Origin of the sequence: Ruminococcus sp. (assembly GCF_016287535.1) — a bacterium.
In the GTDB taxonomy this organism is placed as follows: Bacteria; Bacillota; Clostridia; order Oscillospirales; family Ruminococcaceae; genus Ruminococcus.
This window is the reverse complement of record NZ_JAEFAJ010000011.1, coordinates 17617-42405: the sequence shown is the minus strand read 5'-3', so window position 1 is coordinate 42405 and position 24789 is coordinate 17617. Positions and strand designations below refer to the sequence as shown.

The window sequence follows — 24789 nt, the reverse complement described above, 5'->3', positions numbered from 1 at the left end:
AATATATTATATCTGAAAGGAAATAATGACAATGAAGAAGAATGCATTTAAGAGTGCTATCGCAGCACTCGCTGTATCTGCTGTAGCTCTTACAGGCTCAGCTATGACTGCTTTTGCTGGTTCAGCAACAGGCGATAAGTATGATACATCAAAGTATGACCCAACTAAGTCAGAGATCAAGCCTACAGTATCACTTTCACAGAAGCAGGTTAACATTAGCGACATCGCTACACCTGTTACTATGCAGCTTACCGTTAAGGATGCTGAGGGCAAATACGCTCCTACAGGTTTCCATGTAGATTATGACTCAAAGCTCACTCTCGTTGAGAGAGACGGCGATATCGCTGAGCTCGGCGATGCTGGTAAGAAGCTCAAGAGCAAGGATATGACAAAGAACGGCGATCACGGTTTCTTTGTAACAACTGGCTCACCTGAGAACACAGGTAGAGACGGCGTTCTCTGGGAATTTGATTTAAAGCTTCCTTCAGACGCTAAGGTTGGCGACAAGTATGAAGTAAATATCATGTACAAGAGCACAGAGACAGCTAAGGACCTCTTCACAAACGTAGCACAGAACGACGAAGGTCAGCTCATGCAGGCTTGGGTATTCACAAACGGTATCGAGCAGGGCTACATCGAGGTAGTTGGACCTACAACAACAACTACAACACCTCCTACAACAACAACTACAACACCTCCTACAACAACAACAACTTCAACAACTACAACAACACCTCCTACATCAACTACAACAACACCTCCTACAACAACTACAACAACACCTCCTACAACTACAACAACTAAGAAGGTAACTACAACAACTAAGAAGGTTACAACAACTACTACAAATAAGAACAACGCAACTAAGACAGGCGAAAAGGGCGTAGGTCTCGCAGTAGCAGGCCTCGCAGTAGCTGTAGGTACAGCATTTGTTCTCAGAAAGAAGGAAGACTAATTAATTAGTCATCTTAATGTATAATCAAAAGGCTCTCCGGATGGAGAGCCTTTTTTTAATCCTTTTTTACCGGCGGAGCCCAGTTTATACCGCCCCAGCCGTCAACATTAGCACGTTTCATGGCTCCGAAGAGCCTGTCCTTGAAGCCGTGGTCGTTTCTTTCCATTTCGGCAAGGAAATCCTTTGTTTTCTGCCGGTTGGTGTGACCGTCTGCCGGACATACAGATTTCACAATTGGGAGCTCATTCCTTTTTGCTGCCCTGCGTATCTCCTTTTCCGGAGCAAGTACAAGAGGACGTATAACAGTGACCTTCTTGTGAGTGAGGTAGGTGCTTGGCGAAAAACAGCCGATGCGCCCCTCAGTGAAAAGATTCATAACAAAGGTCTCCACAGCGTCGTCGTAGTTGTGACCGAGAGCGACCTTGTTACAGCCGAGGTCATTTGCGGCGTCGTGGAGAGCGCCCCGCCTCATTCGCGCACAGAGACTGCAGGGACTTGGCTCCTTGCGCACATCGAAAACTATCTCGCCTATCTGGGTAGGGATAACGTGGTATTCCGTGCAATACCTCTCACAGAGCTCAGAAACGGCTGTAAAGTCGCTTTGCGAGTCCTTGAATCCCATATCGAGAGTAGCTCCCACAACGTCGTATTCAATGCCTATAAAGCGTCTGAGAAGTATCAGCCCCTGCAGGAGCACAAGACTGTCCTTTCCGCCCGATACGCCTACGAGGATACGGTCGCCGTCGCTGATGAGTCCGTACTCCTGAATCGCCTTCCGCATATAACCGAGTATCTTCTGCATGATGACCTCCAAAAAAGTGATTTCCCCTGATTATAACACAGTTCAGCTGAAATTGCAACACTCGCGGCGATAAATTACCGTTTTTCATTTCTCTGACGCGAAAAAGGCGGCGCGAGCTTCGCGCTTATATCATATTAATGAGTAAAAAGCAACCGCTTTATGCCCCTGCTAAGCAATATTTTGATGTATATTTTCAAAAAATTTGCAATTTAAACTTGCAATAGCGAAAAAAATATATTATAATATATTGTATGATACTATATTCATTTGGAAACAGAAAGGAGCTGCGCATATAGCGCGGATACTGCAATGATATTATTTAAGCCTATCATGCTTGCACTTATAACACAGCAACTGAAAAATCTGCTCATTTTGCTGGCGGCGATTATAGTAATATTAATACTGATAATTCTTCTTTTCAGCGGCAAAAGCAAATTCAGACGACTGCTTTCGCTTTTCCTTGAAGAGCAGCCGGAAATGGGCGGCGAAATACCTCGCAGGAGCGAGCCTGCTGAACGTGCTCCCGTTCAGAAAAGGCAGCAGCCTGAGGAGGAATTCGCAAATCAGAAACGTACCTCAGAGCCGATAGTTGAAATGGCTACACTTGTAAGAAAGAGCGACGACCGCCTGAGAATAATAGAAAGTTCGGGACAGGTGAGAATGGTCGATGAGTATTACGAGCTGATATTTGTTACGAGGAAGGGACAGAAGCTGAAGATAGAGTGTTCTGCGGAGGCATATGACAAGGTCCCCTTCAATCAGCCCGGTTCGCTTACATACAGAAGGAATATGCTTGTAAAGTTCAAGTATTATGAGGATACGGTTTACAACTGATAAAGAGGGGGCGGCTTTAGTCGTCCCTTATTTGTATACAGAAACGGACGTGGAAAAATGGTCAATTTCAATAACGAATGGGACGAGCTGCTGAAGGGTGAGTTCGACAAGGACTACTATCTGAAGCTCAGACAGACGTTGATAACAGAATACAGAACGCAGCGAATATATCCGGGTATGTATGACATCTTCAACGCGATGAAATACACCTCATATAACGACGTGAGGTGCGTCATAATAGGTCAGGATCCCTATCACGGCGAGGGACAGGCTCACGGGCTGAGCTTTTCCGTAAGGAAGGGCGTAGCGCCTCCGCCGTCACTGATAAATATATTCAAGGAGATACGTGACGATGTGGGTATAGACAATCTCGGCAAGCACGGTGAGCTTACAAAATGGGCGCAGCAGGGAGTGCTGCTGCTGAATTCCGTCCTTACAGTACGTGCGGATCAGGCAAGGAGCCACCGTGGTATAGGCTGGGAGAACTTCACCACAGACGTTATACAGCTCCTCAACAAGCGTGAGAAGCCGATGGTGTTCATGCTGTGGGGCGGCGACGCAAAGGCGAAGCAGCAGTTCATAACCAATCCTGCCCATCTTATACTCAGAGCCGCACATCCGAGCCCGCTTTCAGCGTACAACGGATTTTTCGGCTGCAGGCATTTTTCAAAGGCAAACGCATTTCTCCGTGCAAAGGGGCTGGGAGAGATAGACTGGTCGATAGACTAAACGGAGGAAAGGTATGCATATAAAAGAGCTTTTCGGCAAAAAGACCGTTTTTTCATTCGAGGTCTTTCCACCGAAGAAAACAAGTCCCGTAGAGGTGATATACGATACTCTTGACGAGCTCAACGGACTCAGACCCGACTTCATAAGCGTTACCTTCGGTGCGGGCGGAAGCGGAAACAGCAGGTACGCTCTTGAGATCGCTTCAAGGATAAAGGAGAGCGGTATTACGCCGATGCTCCACCTGCCATGTATAAACTTCACAAGGGCAGAGATAGACGCAGCGCTTGAAGAAGCACAGGAACGTGGCATAGAGAACATACTTGCCCTCAGAGGCGATATAAACCCTGATATCCCGCCTGTAAATGAGTTCAGCTATGCCAGCGACCTTATAAACTACATAAAGAACAAGGGCAGCTTTGATATAGCGGGAGCCTGTTACCCTGAGTGCCACCCCGACGCCGAGAATCTGATAGAGGATATAACCAATCTCCGCAAAAAGGTGGACGCAGGCGCAGATCACCTTATCACACAGCTTTTCTTCGATAACGACAGCTTTTACGAATTCCGAGAAAAGGCTGCCATAGCAGGAATAAACGTGCCCATCGAGGCAGGTATCATGCCTGTTGTAAATAAAAACCAGATAGAGCGCATGGTAACTACCTGCGGCGCAAGTCTGCCAAAGAAGTTCGTGCGTATAATGACAAAATACGAGCACAGTCCAGAGGCTCTTCAGGACGCCGGCATAGCCTATGCGGTAGACCAGATAGTTGACCTTGTGGCGAGCGGTGTTGACGGAATACACCTTTATACTATGAACAAGCCCTATGTTGCCCGCAAGATAAGCGAGGCGGTATCGGGCATAATAGGTGCGTGATGGAGCTGCTGCCGGTATCAAAGGCGGAAGCCGCACGGTATATGGGAGTAAAGGGAGAGCCGGACAGCGCTGTTTCCGGGCTGCTTGACCGTGCCGAAAAGCAGGTGCGTGAGAAGGTACGTCCAAAGTATGTTTATCTTGAGACCGATGTAAGCTTTACAGACAGGGGAGTTATCCTCGGTGCTATGACTGAGCCGCTTACAGGTAAAGATATAACACGGCACCTGAAGGGCTGCAGCAAAGCCGTACTTCTTGCCGCTACGCTCTCTCAGGAAGCCGATAAGCTCATACGTCAGGCGGCTGTGACGGATATGGCGTATTCCCTCGCTCTGGACTGTATATGCAGCGCAGCTATAGAGCAGGTCTGTGACCGCGCCGAGGAAGAAATATTCTCAGAGCACCCCGCTGCTTACAGAACATGGCGATTCAGTCCGGGATACGGCGACCTGCCGATAACGCTGCAGCGCAGTTTCCTGCTGGCACTGAACGCGCAGAGACGGATAGGACTGACAGTTACTGACAGTTCACTGCTGATACCTTCCAAATCTGTAACAGCACTCATAGGCATTTCAGAACGACCTGTTGAGAAAGGCGGTAAGGGTTGTGCAGTATGCACGATGAAGGACAGCTGCGCATACCGGCTTTCAGGCAGAATTTGTAAAAATTAGTACGTAATACAGGCACTTTTTAATACTGATTTAATCAGGAATATGTGATATTATCACTATAAAACGCTTCAAAATATATGAAAAATAGATATTGACATAAATAGTAACAAAGTGATATAATTAAGAAAAACGCAATAATTGATAAATGCGCAATTAAAGATATGTTCAAATTTGGAAAGTGCTAACTAAAAAAGGAGTTAGATGATGAGAAAAGCAAGGTATTTCATTTCTGCATTGCTGATAGCTGCAATGCCCGCATCTCTTCTTTCATGCAGTAAAAAGGACGAGCAGCCTAAGTACAGCAAGCAGCTCGATACCTCTGTAAGAGAAGAGATACATAAGAATGCCGCTGAATCTGATCTTCTTACAGGTGACAAGCTGGAAAACGGCGAGATAAAGTGGCTGTCAGACTGGGATATCAACCCGGACTCTACAGGTAAGAACGTGCCTACGGATCTTGCAGTATTTCAGGAACGCTACGGCGGCACTGTAAAATATTATAAATGTACATATGAAAACCGCTACGATAAGCTGGCGGAGTATATAAACTCTGACGAAGGCATAGACTTTTTCTATGGAGGAAATCTTGACGCCTTTCCAAACGGAGCGATTAAGAAGATATTTGCCCCGGTCGATGACTATATCGACTTCGATTCACCTCTCTGGGAGGACGTTAAGGACCTGAACGACAGCTTTATCCTGAATGGAAAGCATTATATGGCTGGTGTCCAGGCAACAGGCGATAAGGTCGGAGTTATCTACAATAAGAAAACCGTTGCAGAAGCAGGTCTCGAGGATCCCGCAGACCTCTATGCAAAGGGAAAGTGGGACTGGGACGCATTCGAGAATATGCTCGAACAGTACGTTGACCCCTCCAAGCAGAGATACGGTATCGACGGCTGGTGGTTCGAGTTTGGTCTTATGAATACTATCGGTATCCCGCCTGTAAGCCTTGAAGAAGGCAGACTCATAAGCAATATCGGCGATCCCTCAATGGAGCGCGTCCAGAACTGGATGTATGAGCTCAGTCAGAAGGGGTATATTGCCATAGGAAGCGAGGATCTCGGCTGGGAAGCCAGACCCGCATACATCGGAGAGGGCAAGACGCTGTTCTATCCTGCGGGCTTGTATGAGTTCTACAAGGAGAAGTCACAGTGGAGCGCTACCTTCGGAAATGACGCGTTCTTCGTTCCTATGCCTAAGGACCCGAAGGCAGATGAATATTATATCCCCACAGGCTTTGAAGCCTATATGTTCGTCAGCGGCGGTTCAAATCCGGAGGGCGTGGCAAAATATCTCGACTGCAAGAGATTCACTCATCTTGACGAGGATACAAAAGCTCTCGCCGATAAACAGTTCACCGAAGACTACGGCTGGTCCCAGGATATGCTCGACATGAAGAATAGTATGCAGGAGCTTGCCGAAGCAAACCCGGTTATCGACATCTCAAGAGGAATCTCGGACGACTGCGGCGAACTTCTTGACGACAGCCTCAGAAAGTCAGCAAGAGGTACACCGTGGAACGAAACTTATGAAGCAATATATTCAACTGTCGATAAGTATCTTGAAAAGGTAAACGCAGAGATCTGATCTGCGGATACCGAATGAATCTCATAGACCATTATTAAGTACATCGGTATATATTCAGCTTTTAGACAATACACAATAAATTCTGTAATAGATCGTGAATGGGTATGATCTTGTTATAAAAATCTTGGAAAGGAGGCTGTGATCATGGAGAAAGTGCTTGTTACAGGGGGATGCGGACTAATAGGTCAGCATATTTGTTCAGGACTGCTTAAAAAGGGATATGAGGTCATAGCTATTGACAGAGCGGAGACCGGATACAACGAGGGAAAGGACAACTATACCTTTGTTGAATGCGATCCTACTGACAAGAATACCATTGCAGAATTATTTGAAAAATACAATTTCTATGCTGTTGTACACGCTGCATTTACAGTTGACAACGACTACGGACCTTTGGTGACCGATAAGGAGATGAAGGAATCTGCCACAGCGGATAAGTTCATTTATCATTATGCCACTACGTCAACTGTTAAGAAGGTCGTTATGCTCAGCACCTCTCAGGTTTACCAGTTCCCGAAAACACGTGAACCTATACGCGAGGACAGCGACCTGAAGCCTGTTACCAATTATGCGAGTATGAAGTATGCTTCCGAGAAGGCAATGTCTTCCGAAATGCAGCATCATAAGGGTGAGGATATCATCGGCTGTATCATAAGGTATGCACCGGTGTATACCTTAAACTTCACCGATAACCTCATGGTGAAGTTAACAGACCCTAAGGACGGCTCTCTTTTCGTGTATGGCGAGGGACAGTACGGCTTCCAGTTCTGTTGCGTACATAACCTTGTTGATTTCATTCTCTGCTTTATCAAGAATGCCGATTCAACAAGATATTCGGGAGTATATAACGTGAGCGACAAGCTCCTCACTACCGCTGCCGATATCATTACTTTCATGCGTGAGCATCACCGCCTCGGAGCTGTAATGCAGAAATCCTCTTCCGGAGCGGTATCATCGAAGATAAAAGGCATATTCGGAGCGAGCAAGGAGGAGAAGCAGAATTACCGCTATCTTGATCTGAGCAAGCATGAAAACAACAATATGCTCGACTGCACACGTGCGTCAAAGTTCGTTACGTTCAGGTGGGATATACATAACACCAAGTAAAATATGCAAGCCCCTTGTGTCAAAAGACACAAGGGGCTTTTTATGCTTATTTATTCTATTATCGTGTAATTGTCAGCAGCGTTCTCCTTTGTAGCGTGTTCAGCAACGCTCAGGACCTTTACTTTAAGCGGGCGTGTACCCATATTTATCTCGATGATATCGCCCACCTTTACGTCGTAGGAAGCCCTTGCGGCTTTGCCGTTCACGACTACCTTTTCAGCGTCGCAGGCTTCGTTTGCAACTGTGCGGCGCTTGATAAGGCGGGTGACCTTGAGGTATTTATCCAGTCTCATATATTCCTTCCTTATACAGAATATGGAAAACAAACGGGGACAGAAGACTGTCCCCGTTATATTCATTACTTTTTCTTCTTCTTGCTGTTCTTTACAGTGTTAACAGCTTCCTTGAGACCTCTGCCAGCCTTGAAAGCGGGAGCCTTGCAAGGAGGGCAAACCATCTTAGCCTTTGTCTTGGGGTTGATGCAGGTCTTTTCGCCTCTCTCACGAACCTCGAAAGTACCGAAGCCTGTGATGGAAACCTTGTCGCCCTTTACGAGAGCTTCCTGGATAGATGAAAGTGTAGCCTCAAGTGCTGCTGCAGCGTCCTTCTTTGTGCAGCTTGCCTTCTCTGCGATAGAGTTGATGAGTTCAGTCTTTGTCATTTTTACGTTCCTCCATTTTACTGATAATTGATTTTGCCTTGTCCCAAAAAACGTCAAGCTCTTCAATAGGAAGATCCTTCATATCGAGTTTTTCCGCAGAAGTAAGATCTTCTGTGACGGAAAAGCGCTTGATAAACTTTTCCGTAGCGGATTTAAGTGCTAACTCGGCGTCAACACCGAGGTGACGAGCTGCATTTACGCACGAGAAAAGCAGATCGCCGATCTCTTCTTCGATATTAGCCTTATCGCCGTTGGCGATAGCAGCGTCCAGTTCTGCCTTTTCATTTCCGATACAAGCTACTGCATCCTCAGCGCAGCGAAAATCCATACCTGCGCGCATTGCTCTTTTGCCTACCTTCTGAGCTCTCATAAGAGCCGGAAGTGACTTGGCAACGCTTGTTAGCGTATCAGTATATCGTTCCTGTCCCTTTGTTTCCATTTTTATGGCGTCCCAGTTCTTCAGCACCTGGTCGGTGGTATTTGCCGTAACGTCACCGAAAACGTGGGGGTGGCGGATGATTAGCTTCTTGCAGACTTCGTCGCACACATCGTCGAAAGTAAACGTACTTGTTTCTTCCTCGATCCTGCAATGGAAAACTACCTGAAGCAGAACGTCGCCCAGCTCTTCACGAAGAAGCGCCTTGTCGTCAAGGTCGATAGCTTCTATGACCTCGCAGGTCTCTTCTATGAAGTCACTTTTGATAGACTTGTGGGTCTGCTCTCTGTCCCAGGGGCAGCCGCCCTCGCCTCTCAAAAGCCTGACTATATCGAGCAGATCGCTGATCGAGTAATGATCTTTCTGCTGATAATCAACCATAGGAAAACACTTCCTTAATGACGGGCTATGTAATATAATACCCTAAAATTTGTCAAATTGCAACCTATTTTTTACAATTTCGTCAATTTTGTAGAATAAAAGGTTTTACTTAGTTGTGGTTTGTATATTTTTGCCATATAATTACTCTCGGTTATATATAAGTAAATATAAAAACCTGATTATTTTCCTACCTGTCTACAAATCCGACCTTATGGAAAGCTTTTGAAACTATCCTTCCGGAGTACCTCAGAGCCTTCTGCGCACCCTCTGAATAACACTCCTTCAGGTAAGCCTTATCGGCGCTGAGCTTTGCGAACTCAGTACGGACAGGTTCAAGGTGGTCTGCAACAGCTTCGCCAACGGCGAGCTTGAAGTCGCCGTAGCCCTTTCCTGCGAATTCAGACTCTATAGCCTTGAAGTCCTTGCCGGTAACGCAGGAGTATATAGTCATAAGGTTATTTATGCCGTCCTTGCCCTCACGGTAGCATATCTCAGCCTCGCTGTCGGTGACGGCTCTCTTGAATTTGCGCACGATAGTGTCCTTATCGTCGAGGATAAGTATGCAGGCATTGGGGTTCTCGTCGGATTTTGACATCTTCTTTGTGGGCTCCTGCAGTGACATTATCTTTGCGCCTACCTCCGGGATATAAGGCTCCGGGAGGGTAAAGAAGTCGCCGTAGCGCTGGTTGAAGCGCTGAGCGATATTTCTTGCCAGCTCAAGATGCTGTTTCTGGTCAACGCCTACCGGTACGAGATCCGCGTTGTAGGCGAGGATATCCGCAGCCATGAGGGTAGGGTATGTGAACAGACCTGCGTTTATATCGTCCGGGTGTTTCTGGCTCTTGTCCTTGAACTGTGTCATACGTGAGAGCTCGCCGAACTGTGTATTGCATCCGAGTATCCAGTTGAGCTCTGCGTGAGTGGGAGCGTGGCTCTGTATAAAGAGTATCGACCTCTGCGGGTCAACGCCGCAGGCCATGAGCAGAGCATATGAATTGAGAGTATTCTGACGGAGCTTTGCAGGCTCCTGTCTTACGGTTATAGCGTGCATATCAACAACGCAGTATATGCAGTTGTACTGTTCCTGCAGAGCGCCCCAGTTTCTTACGGCGCCGATATAGTTGCCGAGAGTGAAGGTGCCTGTAGGCTGGATACCGCTGAATATCAGCTTTTTATCGTCCATTAGAGGTTCTCCTTACTGATTTGCTTCTTCTCTTCTGAGAGCGTCGTCCTTGAGCTGACAGTTTCTGATCTCATTGAGAACGCGCTGATAGAGAACGTAGAATGAGCGAAGCTCCTTCTCCTCTTCGGGGATAAGGCCTTCAGCTATCTGAGTCTTGTATACTCCGCCTTTTGTGAGGAGGAATATATTGTTTGTCTTGCCTTTGGGAAGGTCGTAAGCCTTTGTCTTTTCAGCCTTTGGCATGAGCTGACCTGCGTTTGCAACGAGGGCGTGAGCAGCCTGAACGAGATTTCTGTATCTCTGTGAAGCTCCGGTGTACTCGCCGCCGTTGTTGAAGTAGATATTAGCGGCTCCGTTGATGAAACATACCATAGTGGTAAGCACCTCTGAGGACATGGGGATATCGATAACGACTCCGAAAACATCGTCCCTCTTCAGCTTGATGATATCATTGAAATACTCGGCAGGGAAATTTATCGCCTGACCTCTTGTCATGAGATATTTCTGTGTGACATTATATCTGTCTGTCATTCTGTTTGGCATAGTGGATTATCCTTTCAGTGTAATTTCTTGGGGTATATAAATATTTTGGCGGTTTACTGTGTATACGGCGTTCGCAATTGCTTATTATACCACAAATCCAAATTCGGTCAAGATCAAGACAAGCGCCATGAATGGCGGCCCTGACAGGATTTGTATTTGTGGTTCCGGACAATTACGCAAACGCCCGGCAGTCTCCGACCACCCAAAAAGTTATTTACCCATTTCTTTTTTTTCAATCGAGCATTTCCTTTGTCATCCGGGCGAGTATTTCCATGCCCTTCTTTATCTGCTCGTTTGTAGGTGTGGAATAATTGAGTCTGAACGAGTGGCTTACCTCGTCCTGCTCTATGCTGAACGAATTTCCGGGAACGACTGCTATCTTGTATTCCTGAACAGCCTTTTTGCAGAATTCGTTCATATCGCAGTTCTCCGGGAGGTCGCACCATACGAAGAGACCGCCCTGAGGCTTGATATAGTTTATCTTCTTTGAGAACTCATTGTCTATGTAGCCGCACATGAGGTCGCACTTTTCCTTGTAGATAGCGCGGAGCTTTTTGAAATGAGCTTCTCTGTCAACTGTGGACATGAACCTGTAGGATACTACCTGAGCCCACATATTCGAGTGTACGTCAGCGACCTGCTTGCAGACTACCATTTTCTGTATTACCGGTGCCGGAGCGGAGCAGTAGCCTGTTCTGAAGCCTGAGGATATGATCTTTGAGAATGTGCTGGAGTATATTACTCTACCCTCGGTGTCGAAGCTCTTTATGCATGGAACATTCTCGCCTGCGAAGCGGAGCTCGCCGTAGGGGTCGTCCTCAAGTATGATGAAGTCGTACTTGCAGGCAAGGTCGTATACAGCCTTTCTCTTTGCAAGTGACATGGTTTTGCCAGTAGGATTCTGGAAGTTGGGTATAACGTAGAGGAGCTTGACGTTCTTCTCTGTTTTGAGAGCGTTTTCCAGCTTTCCGAGATCGATGCCGTCGTCCTCCATCTCAATGCCTTTGAGGTGGACGTTATATGAGCGGAAAGCGTTGAGGGAGCCGATGAAGCTCGGAGACTCAACGAGCAGAGTGTCGCCTTCGTTGAGGAGCACCTTGCAGGCAAGCTCGTTAGCCTGCTGACCGCCCGATGTTATGATGAGATCGTCGAATTCCTTATGGAAGCAGCCTTTTTCGGTCATCCAGCTCTTGAGAAGGTCACGGAGAGGAGTATAGCCCTCGGTCACGCTGTACTGGAGAGCGAGTATAGGGTCGTCTCTGAGAAGCTCTGCGGAGATCTCAGCGATGCGCTCCTTGGGGAAAGCCTCTGGAGCAGGATTTCCTGCCGCGAAGGATATTACTTCCGGATCTGACGTGAATTTCAGTATTTCTCTGATGGCTGAAGCCTGAAGCTTGCTTACCTTGTCTGAGAATTTATATTCCATGATAAAAACCAGCCTTTCATATTTCTGAATGATATATAGTTGAAATAGTTATCATTGTATGTGGAACGATACAGTATATAAAATCAGTCCATTTTATATTATATCACATAATTCAGAATTCTGCAACATATATTTTTGTGAAAAAGGGATTTTTGGTATGCAAAAAGTCAAAAGGGAGGCGTTTCGGACTGAAAAAGCAGAATTTCATCAAGGGCTCGATAATACTGATGATATCGGCAGCGGCAGCGAAAATACTCGGTGCGGTGTTCAGGATACCGCTCACCAATATACTTGGCGGTATAGGAATGAGCTATTTCAGCTGCGCGTACAGTCTGTTCATGCCGGTGTATGCTCTGACCGTTACCGGACTGAGTTCAGCAGTGGCGCGTATGACGGCTCAGAGCACAGCCCTCGGTATGTACGCCAACGCCCGTAAGGTACGCCGTGAAGCTCTTATGATCTTTTCGGCTGCAGGACTCGCAGGGAGCCTGCTGATACTTCTTCTTGCCAAGCCGTTCAGTCTTTATTTTACCGGCAGCACTGAGGCGTCGGCGGCGGTAGCCATGATAGCTCCGGCTGTATTTTTCGGATGTATAACCGCGGTGGAGCGCGGCTACTATGAGGGCATGAGCAATATGTACCCCACTGCTCTGTCACAGGCGGCGGAGAGCGTTGTAAAGGCGGCTGCGGGACTGTTCCTGTGCAGCTACGTTACCGCACATCCGGTCATGGTAATGAGTTTTTTTCCGGGAGTCACGGATATACGCGGGGCAGCCGCGGCGGCAGGAATACTCGGCGTCACGCTTTCCACGGCAGGAGCGGTGCTTTTTTTTGCTGTGATGCGGCTTTTTATTCATGCTCCGCAGGGCGGCGAGACCTTTACCATGAGCAGAAAAGCTATCGCAGGTGAGCTTTTCTCGACGGCTCTTCCCATCGGAGTAAGCGCACTTGTGACCAATCTCACAGCTCTTGTTGATATGTGGACTGTGATATGGTGCATATCCCGTTTCGGCAGCCCTGCGGCAGCTCCGACAGGAATATCCGAAGGAGAGCTGCCGCAGTTTATATACGGTTCGTTTGCGGGCATAGCGCTTACTGTATTCAGTCTTGTGCCGTCGGTGACGAATATGCTCGGCAAGGGAGCTCTTACCTGCATAGCCTCCGCCCGCGGCAGCGGTGACAAAGGAGCTCTTGAGCAAGGCACAATGCAGGCGCTTCTGACTTCTTCGGTCATATCTGTTCCCGCTGCGGCAGGGATATTCGTGCTTGCGCCTCAGATACTGGCTTTTCTCTATCCACGCCAGTCTGACGAAGCCGCACTGTGTACGTCTCCCCTCAGGTATCTCATGGCAGGTATGGTATGTCTGTGCGTGTCCTATCCGCTTTTCAGTATGCTTCAGGCAGTGGGGAAGCCTGCTGCGCCGCTGAAAATAATGCTTGCCGGGACTGCGGTGAAGCTTATCTGCAATCTTCTTTTCATACCCTTTATGGGCGTTGACGGAGCGGCGCTCTCCACTTCTGTATGCTATGTGCTCATTCTTGCAGCTTCGCTGTGGACATATATCAGGGCTTCGGGAGTAAGGCTGAGGTTTTCACCCTTCGGAAGAGTGATGTATTCGGGAGCTATGTGCGGCGGTTCGGCATACCTTGCGGCCTGTGCGGCTGAACGCTTTGGAGCACCCGTATTTGCGGTTATAGGAGCGTCTGCGGCTGTCGGCGGGACCGTGTATATAGTGCTTCTGAGAGTGCTTTCCGTGCTTCCGGAAAGCTGTTCCGGACGCGGTTAGTGGAATTTTGTTGACGTAGCTGTAATATATGCTTTTTTATGTTTAAAAGCGTCAAAAAACTGTATGCTGATTGTTATAATCTCTGAAAATACAGTGAGTATATTGCAAAAATGTGTGAAAAGTGCTACAATAATAATATGAAAAGAACCTGTTAAGGGGACAGGGGAGGTTAGTAAAATGAAAGGAACAATAATAAGAGTTATAGCAGCCGCAGCGGCATTATCACTGATACTTGCGCCCTCAGTGTCAAGGGTGTATGCAGGACCTGCAGCCGGAGATCCGTACCAGTTTGATGAAGGAATTGATCCGGATAATTCAAAGATCAGACCTACACTGTCATTGAGTCAGATAGAGCTCCCGCTGAACAAGGCGAAGGAAGAGCCCGAACAGAAGATAGAAATGACAGTTAACGGTGCAGAGGGTAAGTATTCTTCCACGGGTATACACGTCAAGTTTGATGACAGACTGATAATACTGGACGACGACGGCGATTATGCCGAGAGCGGTCCTGCGCTGTCAAGGATAGGCATGATAGAGAATTCAGCCGACTGGATAGATGAGAACGACGTGCCCCACGGCGTGTTCGTAATGACAGGCGCTTCTTCAAACAAGGGCAAGGACGGCGTCATGTGGATATTCAATGTATGCCTGCCTGAAGATGTAAAGGAAGGCGATGTATATCCCATAGAGATATACTATCAGAAGGCCAAGAATTCCAGCGATATGTTCACGAATCTTTCGCAGGACAAGCAGGGCAGACTCATGGACGCATGGGTATTTACCCGCGGAATCGAGCAGGGTTATATAAAAATAACCGCTGAAGAGCCTACAACTGTTCCTGAGCCTGAAATAAACCTGAAGAACGGAGATCCTACAGGTGACGGGATCATAGACGCGGTAGACGCTTCATATATGATGGCGAATTATGCAAAGATCTCAACTGTCGGCTATGAACCGACGGAAGAGGAAATGTATACCTGCGACGTTAATAAGGACGGCATGATAGACGCAGTGGACGCTTCTATAGTTCTTGCGTACTATGCATATGTGTCAGCAGGAGGAGAACTCAGCTTTGATGAGTTCGCTGTATTATGATTTCTTCTGTGACAAGCCATAGACAGATAAAAAGAAAGCCCGCGCAAGCGGGCTTTCTTGATGCTTATTTGATTACCGACGGATCGGGAGCGCTGATATTTTCAGCCGTCACGGCAAACTTGATGACCGTGCCCTTGTCGTTGGGGTTGCTTCCTGTCGGGAAGAAGCAGACGGTGAAATCGTTCACGTCCTTCCGGAGAACGAATCCGCCCACGATACCGCTGAACTGACCGTTTGACGGGATATCGAAGGGATCGAGGAAGTATTTGTCCTTTTTGAAGATCTCTCCTGCGTAGAGCTGGCTGCGCACGTCAGAATATACGTCGGTGCCGTCTGCAAGCTGTATATAGAAGTTGTTGAGTGTACTGAGAGTATAAGCGGTATCAGTATTGTTCCTGAGGTCGATATCAAAGTAAACGAATTTTTCGCTGTCATCAGAATCGGGAACTATTACGGATTTAAGAGTGAAGGATGTATCATTCTCTGTTATCTCGCTTCCGATGACGCCCTTTATCTCATGTGAACCGATGGGGTCAACCGGAGTTGTGTTTTTTGTGGGTATGATATCCTCTAAAGAATCTGTTGTATTGTTTTTGCTGTTATCCATACATCCTGCTGAAACAGCAGCTGTGATGAAGGCTGCAAGAATGAGCGCGGCAGCTTTTTTTATTTTCATTGTTTTCTCCTCCGTTGTATCATGGACCGTATAACGGTATATATTTATTTTTGGCACATATAGTATATCACAACTGTGCATTGAATGTCAAGTGATGATTATTTATTGCTGAAAACCGAAAAAATTTGAATGCCTACTTGAAAACATAGTAAACCTATGGTATAATAGAATACAGATTCCCGGAAAGGACGTGTAACACTTTATGAAGATATCTACCAAAGGAAGATATGCACTGAGAATGCTTTATGACCTTGCTCTGCACTGTGAAGAGGGTTATGTTTCCCTTAAAGATATAGCTGACAGACAGGGAATATCCAAGAAGTACCTTGAACAGATAGTTCCGCTGCTCAACAAGACGGGTCTCCTCAGGACCAACCGAGGAAACAAGGGCGGATATATGCTGGCAGGCAAAGCGGAAGAAGTGACTGTCGGCGATATCCTCAGAGCTACAGAGGGAAGTCTCGCACCTGTAGCCTGCCTTGAATTTGAACCGAATGAATGTCCGAGAGTGAGCGAGTGCGCGACCCTGTACGTATGGGAAGGGCTGTACAAGGCAGTGAACGAATATCTTGACAGCGTGACACTCAGGGATATAATCGACCGCGGCGTAAGCATTTCAGGCGATTACTGCATATAAAGCCATGGCAGATGCGGTCACAAAGGGCATGATAGCCGATTCGGGCTTGCATGACTATAAAATAGACTTGATAAGTATTGATTATACGGCTTCAAAGCTTGTTATTATGCTGAAAGACTTAAAGGGCGGCGATGCCGAGCTTGTTGTCTGTCCGTTTTCGGAGCTTAACATCACACATGACGAGCCGTGGGGCAAGGGCAGCTATATAGTCTCATCGGAGCTTACGTCGGAGGGCGGCAGAGAGACTATGCTCCTTGAACTCAATTCGGGAGACAGCATAACAGTTAAATACGCATGAAAAAAGGGAGTGATAATGTTTTTATCACTCCCTTTCGGCATATATTATTTCTTGATATTATTCAAACATAGGAGTTGAGAGATAACGCTCACCTGTATCGGGAAGCAGAGCAACTATGGTCTTGCCCTTGTTTTCGGGACGCTTTGCAAGCTGTATAGCAGCCCATACTGCCGCACCCGATGAGATACCCACCAGTACGCCCTCATTTCTTACGATAGCCTTGCCTGTCTCAAATGCGTCCTCATTTGAAACCGTGATCACCTCGTCGTATATCTTTGTATTGAGAGTTTCCGGCACAAAGCCTGCGCCGATACCCTGTATCTTGTGGGGACCTGCCTTGCCCTCGGAGAGCACAGGAGAGCTTTTGGGCTCAACAGCAACGATCTTGACATCTGGATTCTTTGATTTGAGGTAAGCGCCTGTACCGCTGACAGTACCGCCTGTGCCTACGCCTGAAACGAAGATATCGACTTTTCCGTCGGTATCGTCCCATATCTCAACGCCTGTTGTCTTTTCGTGTATAGCCGGATTTGCGGGATTAGTGAACTGTGAAGGGATAAAGCTGCCCTTTATTTCCTGAGCGAGCTCCTCAGCCTTGGCGATAGCGCCCTTCATGCCCTTTGAACCGTCCGTGAGCACCAGCTCTGCACCGTAAGCTTTCATGAGGTTGCGGCGCTCTATGCTCATGGTCTCCGGCATAGTGATGATAAGGCGGTAGCCTCTTGAAGCGGCTACGGCAGCAAGACCGATACCGGTGTTACCGCTGGTAGGCTCGATGATAACGCTGCCTTCTTTGAGTATGCCCTTTGCCTCGGCGTCGTCTATCATAGCTTTTGCAACTCTGTCCTTGACGCTTCCTGCCGGGTTGAAGTATTCGAGCTTAGCAAGTACAGTAGAACTGAGCTCGTTTATTTTTTCTGTGTTTGTGAGTTCAAGAAGCGGAGTGCCGCCGATCAGGTCTGTGATCTTTTTATAGATTTTCATAATAATATCTCCTTTATATGATTATTTTATTCATCAGTCTTTATATATGTGCTTTAAGCGGCAACATCGCATTGAACAGCGTTTCATGCAGCACACCTCCAAACAATATTGATATCACCTATATGTTTGATATGATTATATTATAACAGCTGAATTTACATTTGTCAACCCTTTTTTTGATTTTTTCACTGCAAAGCAAAAAGCCCGGAAGCAATCCGCGCTGAACTGCTTCCGGGCTGTATTTTTTTATTCTGCTATCAGTTGGAGCCTGTCTGTGTACCCTTGGCGATCTTGGCGTAATCGCCTGCAGCGCTGAGGCTTACGATATCCATAGCGTTTGAGTCATAGTATACCCATACGAGCATACCTGCGAGACCGGGATTGTTCTTGAGGTTGATGTAGTAATCAACTGTATCTCCTGCCTTTGCGGAGACATTGTCGCCGTATGCAACGAATCCGGACTCACCTGAAACATTCTGAGGGTCGATGGAGCCGCCGACTCTGATGTCGCCCTGGATAACCTTGGGCTTCTGTGAAACGCCGCGGAGGCTTGAGAAGTCAGGGGTGAATCTTACAGCGTAATCCTTTTCAGGGATATTGTCCTTGAGCTTGAAGGTCACCTTGATGAACTGGTCGTTGAATGCATAACCGTCCTGAGTAATCTTTACGCCGTTCTTTTCGGTATCCTTGTCAGGATCTACGGAGATATCGATCCAGAGACAGTATCTCTTGTCGATCTTGCTTACATATTCATCGGAAGCTTCTGTAGCCTTTGTGATGATCTCTGTAACTACCTGACCCTGAGCGTCTGTAGCCTTCTCTCCGTTTGCCTCAGTTACCTCAACTATTTCGGTAGCGGGCTGTGCAGATGTGGGATCCTCGCCGGAGAGACCGTCGTTGCCTGCGGGCATTCCGGTCGCAGCGAAATCTTCGAGAGAACCGGACTGGAAAGGAGTAACGACAACATTTCCTTTATCATCCTTTATCTGGTCGATCTCGATATCGGGAGTTGCGGACTGCTGATCGGAAGCAGCGGTAGTGGTAGTCTTGTCAGAGCTGCCGTTGTTTGAGCCCTGCTCCTTTGAAGCGAGACATGATGTAAATGAAGTAAGAGCAACGCAGAGAACAGCTGCCAGTGCGATCGCTTTTTTTCTTGAATCAAACATAGTTTTCTATCCTTTCATAAGGGATGAATTTTTTTGCGGAGAAATATGCACCGCTCATCTTATATTAATTATACACACGCTGCAATTGTTTGTCAAGCCGAAGCCGGAATTGTAATCAATTATTTGACAAAGAGACACAGTTTCACCACTTTTGTTTCACTGTTTTGTCATTTTTATTTGCCGGGCAGACGTTAATTATGAAAATAAAAAATATGGAAACAGGTCAGTTTATTGGCAGATTAATATATAAAAACGTGGGTTTTCAACGTATATTAGTCGAAATGCCGTATTGCAAAGAACGCCGGAGCGTGATATAATTATAGTAAGTGTTTTTAGTTTGCTTTCGGTGTTATATCGGGGGCATTGAGGGAAAGGACATTTGACAATGGGAAAAAAGGCAATGGCGCTCTTCACAGCCGCAGCGATGCTGCTGCCTGGCGTGTCATGCGCAAAGAAAGGCGGATCGTCTGCGCTGTCAGAAAAAGAAAAAGAGACAGTAACGCAGGAGGCAACGACTGCCGCTACCGAGGAGGAAACTATAGAGATGGCGACCGAGCATATAAGCCCAGTTGAGACCGTTTCAGCGATTATCGGCTCTCAGATGACCGACAGGAGGACCATCGGAAGAGCTCAGGGAAGTAATACGGCAAAATTCCCGCTTGCAGACCTGATAGACGAAGGGGACAGGATCATTTCCTTTACATTCGTTGTTTATTCAGGCGACGGAGCAAGCAGTATAGGCGAGTTCAAGGGCGGCTGCGGAATATCGGTTGACGATAAGTGCGCGGCGGCTACACATAAGGGCTGGTATCAGTCAGAGGAGTTCACAGCGCCCACACAGGGCACATACGGCGAGATAACATGGAACGTACCGGATGAACTTAAGGATTATATCCACGAGAGCGGAGAAGTAATGTTCGGCTACTGGTGGGGAAACTGTGAGAGCCTGAGGATAGAAAATGTGATATGTACTCTTGAAAGAACAAGGGAAGTGCCTGTTGACGGTGCCGGCATAGCAAAATCAGGCGAGAGCGTGAATTATTCTGAAGGCGACAGGACAGTGCGCGTCCCCCTTGACTTTATCCCCTCAGGCATGGTGCCGGAGGTCGTAACATTCAGTATAGAATCAGACGGCAGGCTCGGAAAATTCACCGGCGCTTTCGGTATAAACTCATCGGCAGGCGAATATACTGACGGTGATACAGCCGTGTTTACCGACGATTCCGCGCTCGACCTCGTGTGGTTCGTACCGGACAAGGCAAAGGGCTATATAGCCGACGGCAATGAACTGCTGTTCAAATATTGGTGGAGCGAACAGCCGTCTGTTACATTAAAGAGCATAAACGTGAAGTACAGCACCGGAACAGGCGATTATCCTGCTCCGGAGACCAAACCTGTGCTGGAAGTGGCTACTGAGACAGCAGCCCACAGTCTGAACGGATTCCGCAGCGCAGCTGAGATAGTATCAGATATAAAGGTCGGCTGGAACCTCGGAAATACCCTTGACAGCTACAATACCGGCAAAAAAGGTCTCAGCACCGAAGTGGGCTGGGGCAATATGAAAACTACGAAGGAAATGATACAGTCCGTAAAAAGCGCGGGCTTCAATGCTGTAAGGATACCTGTAACGTGGGCAGAGCATATGGACGGAGATTTGATACGGAAGGAATGGCTCGACCGTGTGCAGGAGGTAGTTGACTACGCCTACAGCGAGGACCTTTTCGTGATACTGAATATGCATCACGACGACTATATATGGTTCGATCCGCAGGCGGCTTCATATGAGGAGGACAGCGCACGTCTCAAAAAGATATGGGAGCAGATAGCAGAGCGCTTCGCAGACTATGACGACCGCCTTCTCTTTGAGGGAATGAACGAGCCAAGGACCGTCGGTTCATCAATGGAGTGGATGGGCGGAACCAAGGAAGAACGCAGGATAGTCAACAAGTATGCCAGGGATTTTGTGAGCACAGTCCGGGCAAGCGGCGGAAAGAACGCCGACAGATCCCTCATTGTTACTTCATACGCGGCTTCTGCCGACAGTGTGGCTATAAACGATATGTCAGTACCGGGCGTAAAAAACGTCATATTCAGCGTTCATTATTACGCTCCGTGGAACTTTGCCGAGGGAAATGAAACGGTATTCACCGAGAGCGGCAAGGGCGAGCTTGAAGCCAAGTTCTCGGAGCTGAAGCAGAAGTTCATTGACAAGGGCATACCTGTTATCATTGACGAGTTCGGCTGTGTAAACGCTGCCGACGCGGCTACAAGAAGCAGCTATTATACATATTACATAAGCGCAGCCAAGTCCAAGGGCATAAAGTGCTTTGTATGGGACAACGGCAAGATGAGCGGCGAGTCAAGCTTCGGCATATTCAACCGCGGAGCCCTTTCATGGGTGGGAAATGTCCTCAGCGCTATTATGGAAGGTGCAAAATAATACTTCATAAAATGCGGAGCTTTGCTCCGCATTTTTTTACGTGAAATAGCTGTTCCGGGCTGAAAACAAATCTTTCCGCTTGACATTGCACAAAAAATATTATATAATCAGCGTATAAGATTTTATCTGAGGAGGTCAAAAACATGAAAAAAATAATCTCAGCATTCATTTCAACAGTTCTTGGAGTTACAGCTCTCTCATCAGTCACAGCAGTGGCGGCAGACAAAGACAGCATGGTACTGCTCGGAGACAGCATAGCTGCAGGATATACGAGGAAGGGCGACGTAGAGCATAATTACGGCGAGATATGCGGCGACTATCTCGGCTGCGACGTATTCAACTACGCAAAGGTCGGCGATACGACCGATGATATGCTCGAAAAGCTCGCAGGATTCAGCGCTGAACAGAACAAGAACCTTTCAGATGCGGAGTATGTTGTCATTTCCGTAGGCGGCAACGATATAATGGGCTATATCGCAAAGTATATGCTCGATTATGCGGAGCGCAAGGATTTCTTCAACGAGGGCTATTCCGCAAAGGATGTTCCCGAACATCCGAATGTTGCGGATATGACAAGAATGATAGATGTAAACGCTGTCAAGGAGCGTATGCAGGGCTCATATACCGAAGCCATGAGCTTCAGCACCGAGATAGGAAATCTGAGCAGTGATATATGCGGAAGTTATGACAAAAAAGCAAAGACGTACAGCGGCGGATATATCGGAGACCATGTGATAACCAATGTACAGAAGGCAGTTGACAGCATAAAGAAGACAAATCCGAACGCAAAGGTATATGTTCAGACTATATTCCAGCCTGTACAGCTTGAGCCGTCATATGTCAGCACAAAATACGGAAAGGGCTCAAATGCCTCATTGATGCTCAGCGTTGTCAGACTTGAGCTTGAGAACATCATGAAGTCCTATTCCGACCAGCTTGCAGACGTAAGCGGTATAGAAGTAGTGGACGTATGGGATCAGTTCACATCATACAACGGAGAGATAGGCAGCGGAAAGACCGCTTATGATATGCTCAGTACGAACAATCCAGGCAATACACATTACTTTGTGGACATACAGGCAGAAAAGCTCTCTGATATCGACGTTCACCCGAATCAGAGCGGACACGTTGCTATCGCGGCTGCCATTCTTGAAAAGATAGGCAAGCTCCACGACGATACAGGACTTCTCAGCAGTACCTTTGAGAGCCTCAGCGACAAGAGCAGCTATCCGGAGCACGCGCTTGCGACTTATAAAAAGGTAGCAGGTGAACAGCAGCCTTCCGCAAAGTCAGGCGATGTAAATTCCGACGGCTTCGTTGACGCGGTAGACGCTTCCAGCGTTCTTGCAGAGTATGCAAAGCGTTCCACAGGCGAAGGCAGCTTCACGGACGCACAGGCAAAGCTTGCTGACGTTGACGTCAACGGTATCGTTGATTCCGTTGACGCTTCAAAGATACTTGCATACTATGCATATCTTTCTTCCAGTACCGGTTCAGTCAAGCCAATAGAAGAATTTATAAAGACATTATGATAAGGACGTTATAATTGTTCAGCGGACAGTTGACTACTGTCCGCTGCTTCATACATTAAGGAGAACGGACAATGAAAAAAATGTATTTCGTGGTTAATCTTCTTGCAGGAAAAGCTGTCATGAACAAAAAGCTCGGTGCAGTTATTGATGAATTCATCAAGGACGACTTCAACGTAACGGTACACATCACTCAGAGCGCAGATGACGCTGCGGAGCAGGCTGCATATGCCTGCAGGCACGGCTATGACCTGCTTGTTGCGGCAGGCGGTGACGGTACGCTGAGCCAGTGCCTTCAGGGAGTCATGAGATGCGAAAACAGGATACCCATCGGATATGTGCCTTCGGGCTCTACGAATGATTTTGCAAAGAGTCTCGGTATACCCTCTGACCAGCTGAAAGCTGCGGCTGCCATAGCGCACGGAGAACCTGTTCTCTGCGATGTGGGCAGCTTCAACGACAGCTATTTCTCCTATGTCGCAGCCTTCGGAGCTTTTACGAATATCACCTACGAAACGCCCCAGAAGATCAAGAATATTTTCGGACACGCAGCCTATATCGCGGACTGCGCCGCTCACATCGGCAGCATAAAGGCAAAGCCTCTGCGTATAGAATATGAAGGCAATGTGATAGAGGACGAATTCATATACGGCATGATCACGAATACATCTTCTGTGGCGGGTATGATAAATCTGACAGATTTTCTGCTTGACGACGGATTGTTTGAAGTCACTCTCGTAAGAAAGCCGAAAAATCCTGCCGACCTCGGAATGACTGCCCTTGCTCTCCTGAAAAATGATATCTCCGACAAAAATATAATTTTCTTCCGCACCAATGAAGTTACGGTCACAAACCTTTCCGAAGAGCCCTTCACGTGGACGAGGGACGGAGAGTACGGCGGCATGGAAAAAGAGAACCGCTTATACTGCTACAGGAGAGCGGTGCCTTTTATAGTGTGCGGAAAGGAAGAGCTCCCATTAGAAGTGAATCAGCAATGAAAAAGATATACGGAAATAAGCAGCTCCTTGACGTACTGTCGGGTATGGCTGCAAGCGGCAGGACCGCTCATTCGGTAATAATAAGCGGCGAAAAGGGCAGCGGCAGAAAGCTTGTCGCAAAGTATTATACTATGGCGCTTATGTGCGAGTCACCCGATAACGGAAAGCCCTGCGGTGTGTGCAATGCCTGCCGCAATGTGGAAAATGATATCCACCCTGATGTGATATATCCCGAAAAGACAGGAAAGCTCGGCAATTACAGCGTGGCGACCGCACGTGACGTTATAGCTGACGCATATGTCAGACCAAACAACAGAAGCGGCTGCAAGGTGTATATTTTCGCCGACTGCCGCAATGTTGACGCAAGAACGCAGAACACTCTGCTGAAGCTTATCGAGGAACCGCCGGAGTATGCGTATTTCATATTTACCTGCGGTTCAAAGAATGAGTTCCTTGCGACTATAATATCCCGCTGCGTGTGCTTCAGCACGTCTCTGTGCACTGAGGAGGAAGCCGCCGAAGCCCTTGCCGGGAGCGGATACGGTCAGCAGGAGATAAGAGCTGCCGTCAGCTGCTTCCACGGCAATATCGGTATGTGCGAGGAATATATAAACGATGAGAAAGTACGGAAGAGCGTGGATTTGACAAAATCGCTCGCCGATAGTATAATAAGAAAAGATGAGTATGCTCTCTCTGTGGGACTTTTCTCACTTGGCCGCGAGCGCGGTGAAGTCAGAGAGCAGCTTGTGATGCTCGACAAGCTTGTGCGTGACGCGGCTGTACTGGCAAAGGACAGCAAAGCACAGACAATAGGCTGCTTCCGTGAGGGAGCCGCGGCGCTGTCACAGTCCGTGACCGCTTTTCAGTCTGCGCGTATTCATTCGTGTATAGAAAACGCATGGAGAGCTGTTGAGAACAATGTGAGCATACCGCTGGCGCTTACGGCGCTGGGCGCTGAGATAATGGAGATAGTCGGATAGACTTTCAGAT

At 47.6% G+C, this 24789-nt stretch carries 25 protein-coding genes; 15 read left to right on the top strand and 10 right to left on the bottom strand.

All coding sequences use genetic code 11. From position 1 onward, the window contains the following. Positions 1–31: 31 nt before the first annotated feature. On the top strand, positions 32–955 hold the full coding sequence (locus QZZ36_RS06320; RefSeq protein WP_295078567.1) for a hypothetical protein: 924 nt from the start codon (positions 32–34) through the stop codon (positions 953–955). Between the two features lie 55 nt (positions 956–1010). Here QZZ36_RS06320 and QZZ36_RS06315 read toward each other — a convergent pair whose 3' ends face one another. Next, positions 1011–1757 (bottom strand): tRNA 2-thiocytidine biosynthesis TtcA family protein, encoded by a 747-nt coding sequence (locus QZZ36_RS06315; protein WP_295078564.1) that lies wholly within the window; start codon positions 1755–1757, stop codon positions 1011–1013. A gap of 309 nt (positions 1758–2066) precedes the next feature. On the opposite strand from QZZ36_RS06315, the gene QZZ36_RS06310 reads away from it, so the two are divergent. The 6 genes from QZZ36_RS06310 (at position 2067) to QZZ36_RS06285 (ending at position 7559) form a co-directional block, all read left to right on the top strand. Further along, positions 2067–2591, top strand: coding sequence for a hypothetical protein (locus tag QZZ36_RS06310; RefSeq protein ID WP_295078561.1), 525 nt, complete (start codon positions 2067–2069; stop codon positions 2589–2591). Between the two features lie 57 nt (positions 2592–2648). Next, a complete protein-coding gene (locus QZZ36_RS06305) occupies positions 2649–3320 on the top strand; it encodes a uracil-DNA glycosylase (RefSeq protein WP_295078558.1) in 672 nt (223 codons plus the stop codon). 13 nt (positions 3321–3333) lie between these two features. Further along, complete coding sequence (gene metF / locus QZZ36_RS06300; RefSeq protein ID WP_295078555.1) at positions 3334–4194, top strand: methylenetetrahydrofolate reductase [NAD(P)H]; 861 nt, start codon at positions 3334–3336, stop codon at positions 4192–4194. Between the two features lie 41 nt (positions 4195–4235). Further along, the gene (locus tag QZZ36_RS06295) at positions 4236–4862 is read left to right on the top strand and encodes a vitamin B12 dependent-methionine synthase activation domain-containing protein (RefSeq protein ID WP_295078552.1); all 627 of its coding nucleotides are present in this window, start codon (positions 4236–4238) and stop codon (positions 4860–4862) included. A 204-nt stretch (positions 4863–5066) separates the two neighbouring features. After that, positions 5067–6452 carry an ABC transporter substrate-binding protein gene (locus QZZ36_RS06290; RefSeq protein ID WP_295078549.1) on the top strand — a complete coding sequence of 462 codons (1386 nt, stop codon included), beginning with the start codon at positions 5067–5069 and terminating at the stop codon, positions 6450–6452. A gap of 144 nt (positions 6453–6596) precedes the next feature. Further along, on the top strand, positions 6597–7559 hold the full coding sequence (locus QZZ36_RS06285) for an NAD(P)-dependent oxidoreductase (RefSeq protein ID WP_295078546.1): 963 nt from the start codon (positions 6597–6599) through the stop codon (positions 7557–7559). Between the two features lie 50 nt (positions 7560–7609). Here the strand turns inward: QZZ36_RS06285 and QZZ36_RS06280 are convergent, their stop codons facing one another. From QZZ36_RS06280 to QZZ36_RS06255, 6 genes are all read right to left on the bottom strand, one after another. Further along, a complete protein-coding gene (locus QZZ36_RS06280; RefSeq protein WP_295078543.1) occupies positions 7610–7852 on the bottom strand; it encodes an RNA-binding S4 domain-containing protein in 243 nt (80 codons plus the stop codon). 65 nt (positions 7853–7917) lie between these two features. After that, complete coding sequence (locus tag QZZ36_RS06275) at positions 7918–8220, bottom strand: HU family DNA-binding protein (protein WP_295078540.1); 303 nt, start codon at positions 8218–8220, stop codon at positions 7918–7920. Further along, on the bottom strand, positions 8207–9037 hold the full coding sequence (gene mazG / locus QZZ36_RS06270; protein WP_295078537.1) for a nucleoside triphosphate pyrophosphohydrolase: 831 nt from the start codon (positions 9035–9037) through the stop codon (positions 8207–8209). The genes QZZ36_RS06275 and mazG overlap by 14 nt, the downstream gene beginning before the upstream one ends. Positions 9038–9224: 187 nt before the next feature. Then, positions 9225–10220: a tryptophan--tRNA ligase gene (gene trpS / locus QZZ36_RS06265; RefSeq protein ID WP_295078535.1), complete on the bottom strand. Its 996-nt coding sequence runs from the start codon at positions 10218–10220 to the stop codon at positions 9225–9227. Positions 10221–10232: 12 nt separating this feature from the next. After that, positions 10233–10763 carry a hypothetical protein gene (locus QZZ36_RS06260; protein WP_295078532.1) on the bottom strand — a complete coding sequence of 177 codons (531 nt, stop codon included), beginning with the start codon at positions 10761–10763 and terminating at the stop codon, positions 10233–10235. A gap of 232 nt (positions 10764–10995) precedes the next feature. Next, the gene (locus QZZ36_RS06255) at positions 10996–12189 is read right to left on the bottom strand and encodes a PLP-dependent aminotransferase family protein (RefSeq protein WP_295078529.1); all 1194 of its coding nucleotides are present in this window, start codon (positions 12187–12189) and stop codon (positions 10996–10998) included. Between the two features lie 152 nt (positions 12190–12341). Here QZZ36_RS06255 and QZZ36_RS06250 point away from each other — a divergent pair, with 152 nt between their 5' ends. Next, the gene (locus QZZ36_RS06250; RefSeq protein ID WP_295078526.1) at positions 12342–13976 is read left to right on the top strand and encodes a polysaccharide biosynthesis C-terminal domain-containing protein; all 1635 of its coding nucleotides are present in this window, start codon (positions 12342–12344) and stop codon (positions 13974–13976) included. A gap of 177 nt (positions 13977–14153) precedes the next feature. Next, a complete protein-coding gene (locus QZZ36_RS06245; protein WP_295078524.1) occupies positions 14154–15071 on the top strand; it encodes a dockerin type I domain-containing protein in 918 nt (305 codons plus the stop codon). 64 nt (positions 15072–15135) lie between these two features. Here the strand turns inward: QZZ36_RS06245 and QZZ36_RS06240 are convergent, their stop codons facing one another. After that, entirely contained in the window at positions 15136–15747 is a 612-nt protein-coding gene (locus tag QZZ36_RS06240; RefSeq protein ID WP_295078522.1) for a hypothetical protein, read from the bottom strand. A gap of 202 nt (positions 15748–15949) precedes the next feature. Here QZZ36_RS06240 and QZZ36_RS06235 point away from each other — a divergent pair, with 202 nt between their 5' ends. Further along, positions 15950–16384, top strand: a complete 435-nt coding sequence (locus QZZ36_RS06235; protein ID WP_295078520.1) for an Rrf2 family transcriptional regulator — start codon at positions 15950–15952, stop codon at positions 16382–16384. Between the two features lie 4 nt (positions 16385–16388). Further along, complete coding sequence (locus QZZ36_RS06230) at positions 16389–16682, top strand: hypothetical protein (protein WP_295078518.1); 294 nt, start codon at positions 16389–16391, stop codon at positions 16680–16682. A 57-nt stretch (positions 16683–16739) separates the two neighbouring features. On the opposite strand, the gene cysK is transcribed toward QZZ36_RS06230, so the two are convergent. Together cysK and QZZ36_RS06220 are read right to left on the bottom strand one after the other, a co-directional pair. Beyond that, the gene (gene cysK, locus QZZ36_RS06225; protein WP_295078516.1) at positions 16740–17666 is read right to left on the bottom strand and encodes a cysteine synthase A; all 927 of its coding nucleotides are present in this window, start codon (positions 17664–17666) and stop codon (positions 16740–16742) included. Between the two features lie 257 nt (positions 17667–17923). Beyond that, positions 17924–18832, bottom strand: a complete 909-nt coding sequence (locus QZZ36_RS06220) for a hypothetical protein (protein WP_295078514.1) — start codon at positions 18830–18832, stop codon at positions 17924–17926. A 385-nt stretch (positions 18833–19217) separates the two neighbouring features. On the opposite strand from QZZ36_RS06220, the gene QZZ36_RS06215 reads away from it, so the two are divergent. The 4 genes from QZZ36_RS06215 to QZZ36_RS06200 all read left to right on the top strand — a co-directional run bounded on the left by QZZ36_RS06215 (position 19218) and on the right by QZZ36_RS06200 (position 24779). Continuing rightward, on the top strand, positions 19218–21272 hold the full coding sequence (locus tag QZZ36_RS06215) for a cellulase family glycosylhydrolase (RefSeq protein WP_295078511.1): 2055 nt from the start codon (positions 19218–19220) through the stop codon (positions 21270–21272). Between the two features lie 143 nt (positions 21273–21415). Continuing rightward, positions 21416–22804 carry a GDSL-type esterase/lipase family protein gene (locus QZZ36_RS06210; protein ID WP_295078508.1) on the top strand — a complete coding sequence of 463 codons (1389 nt, stop codon included), beginning with the start codon at positions 21416–21418 and terminating at the stop codon, positions 22802–22804. A 71-nt stretch (positions 22805–22875) separates the two neighbouring features. Continuing rightward, positions 22876–23799, top strand: a complete 924-nt coding sequence (locus QZZ36_RS06205; RefSeq protein ID WP_295078504.1) for a YegS/Rv2252/BmrU family lipid kinase — start codon at positions 22876–22878, stop codon at positions 23797–23799. Beyond that, entirely contained in the window at positions 23796–24779 is a 984-nt protein-coding gene (locus QZZ36_RS06200) for a DNA polymerase III subunit delta' (protein ID WP_295078498.1), read from the top strand. Before QZZ36_RS06205 ends, QZZ36_RS06200 begins: the two co-directional genes overlap by 4 nt. Positions 24780–24789 lie beyond the last annotated feature (10 nt).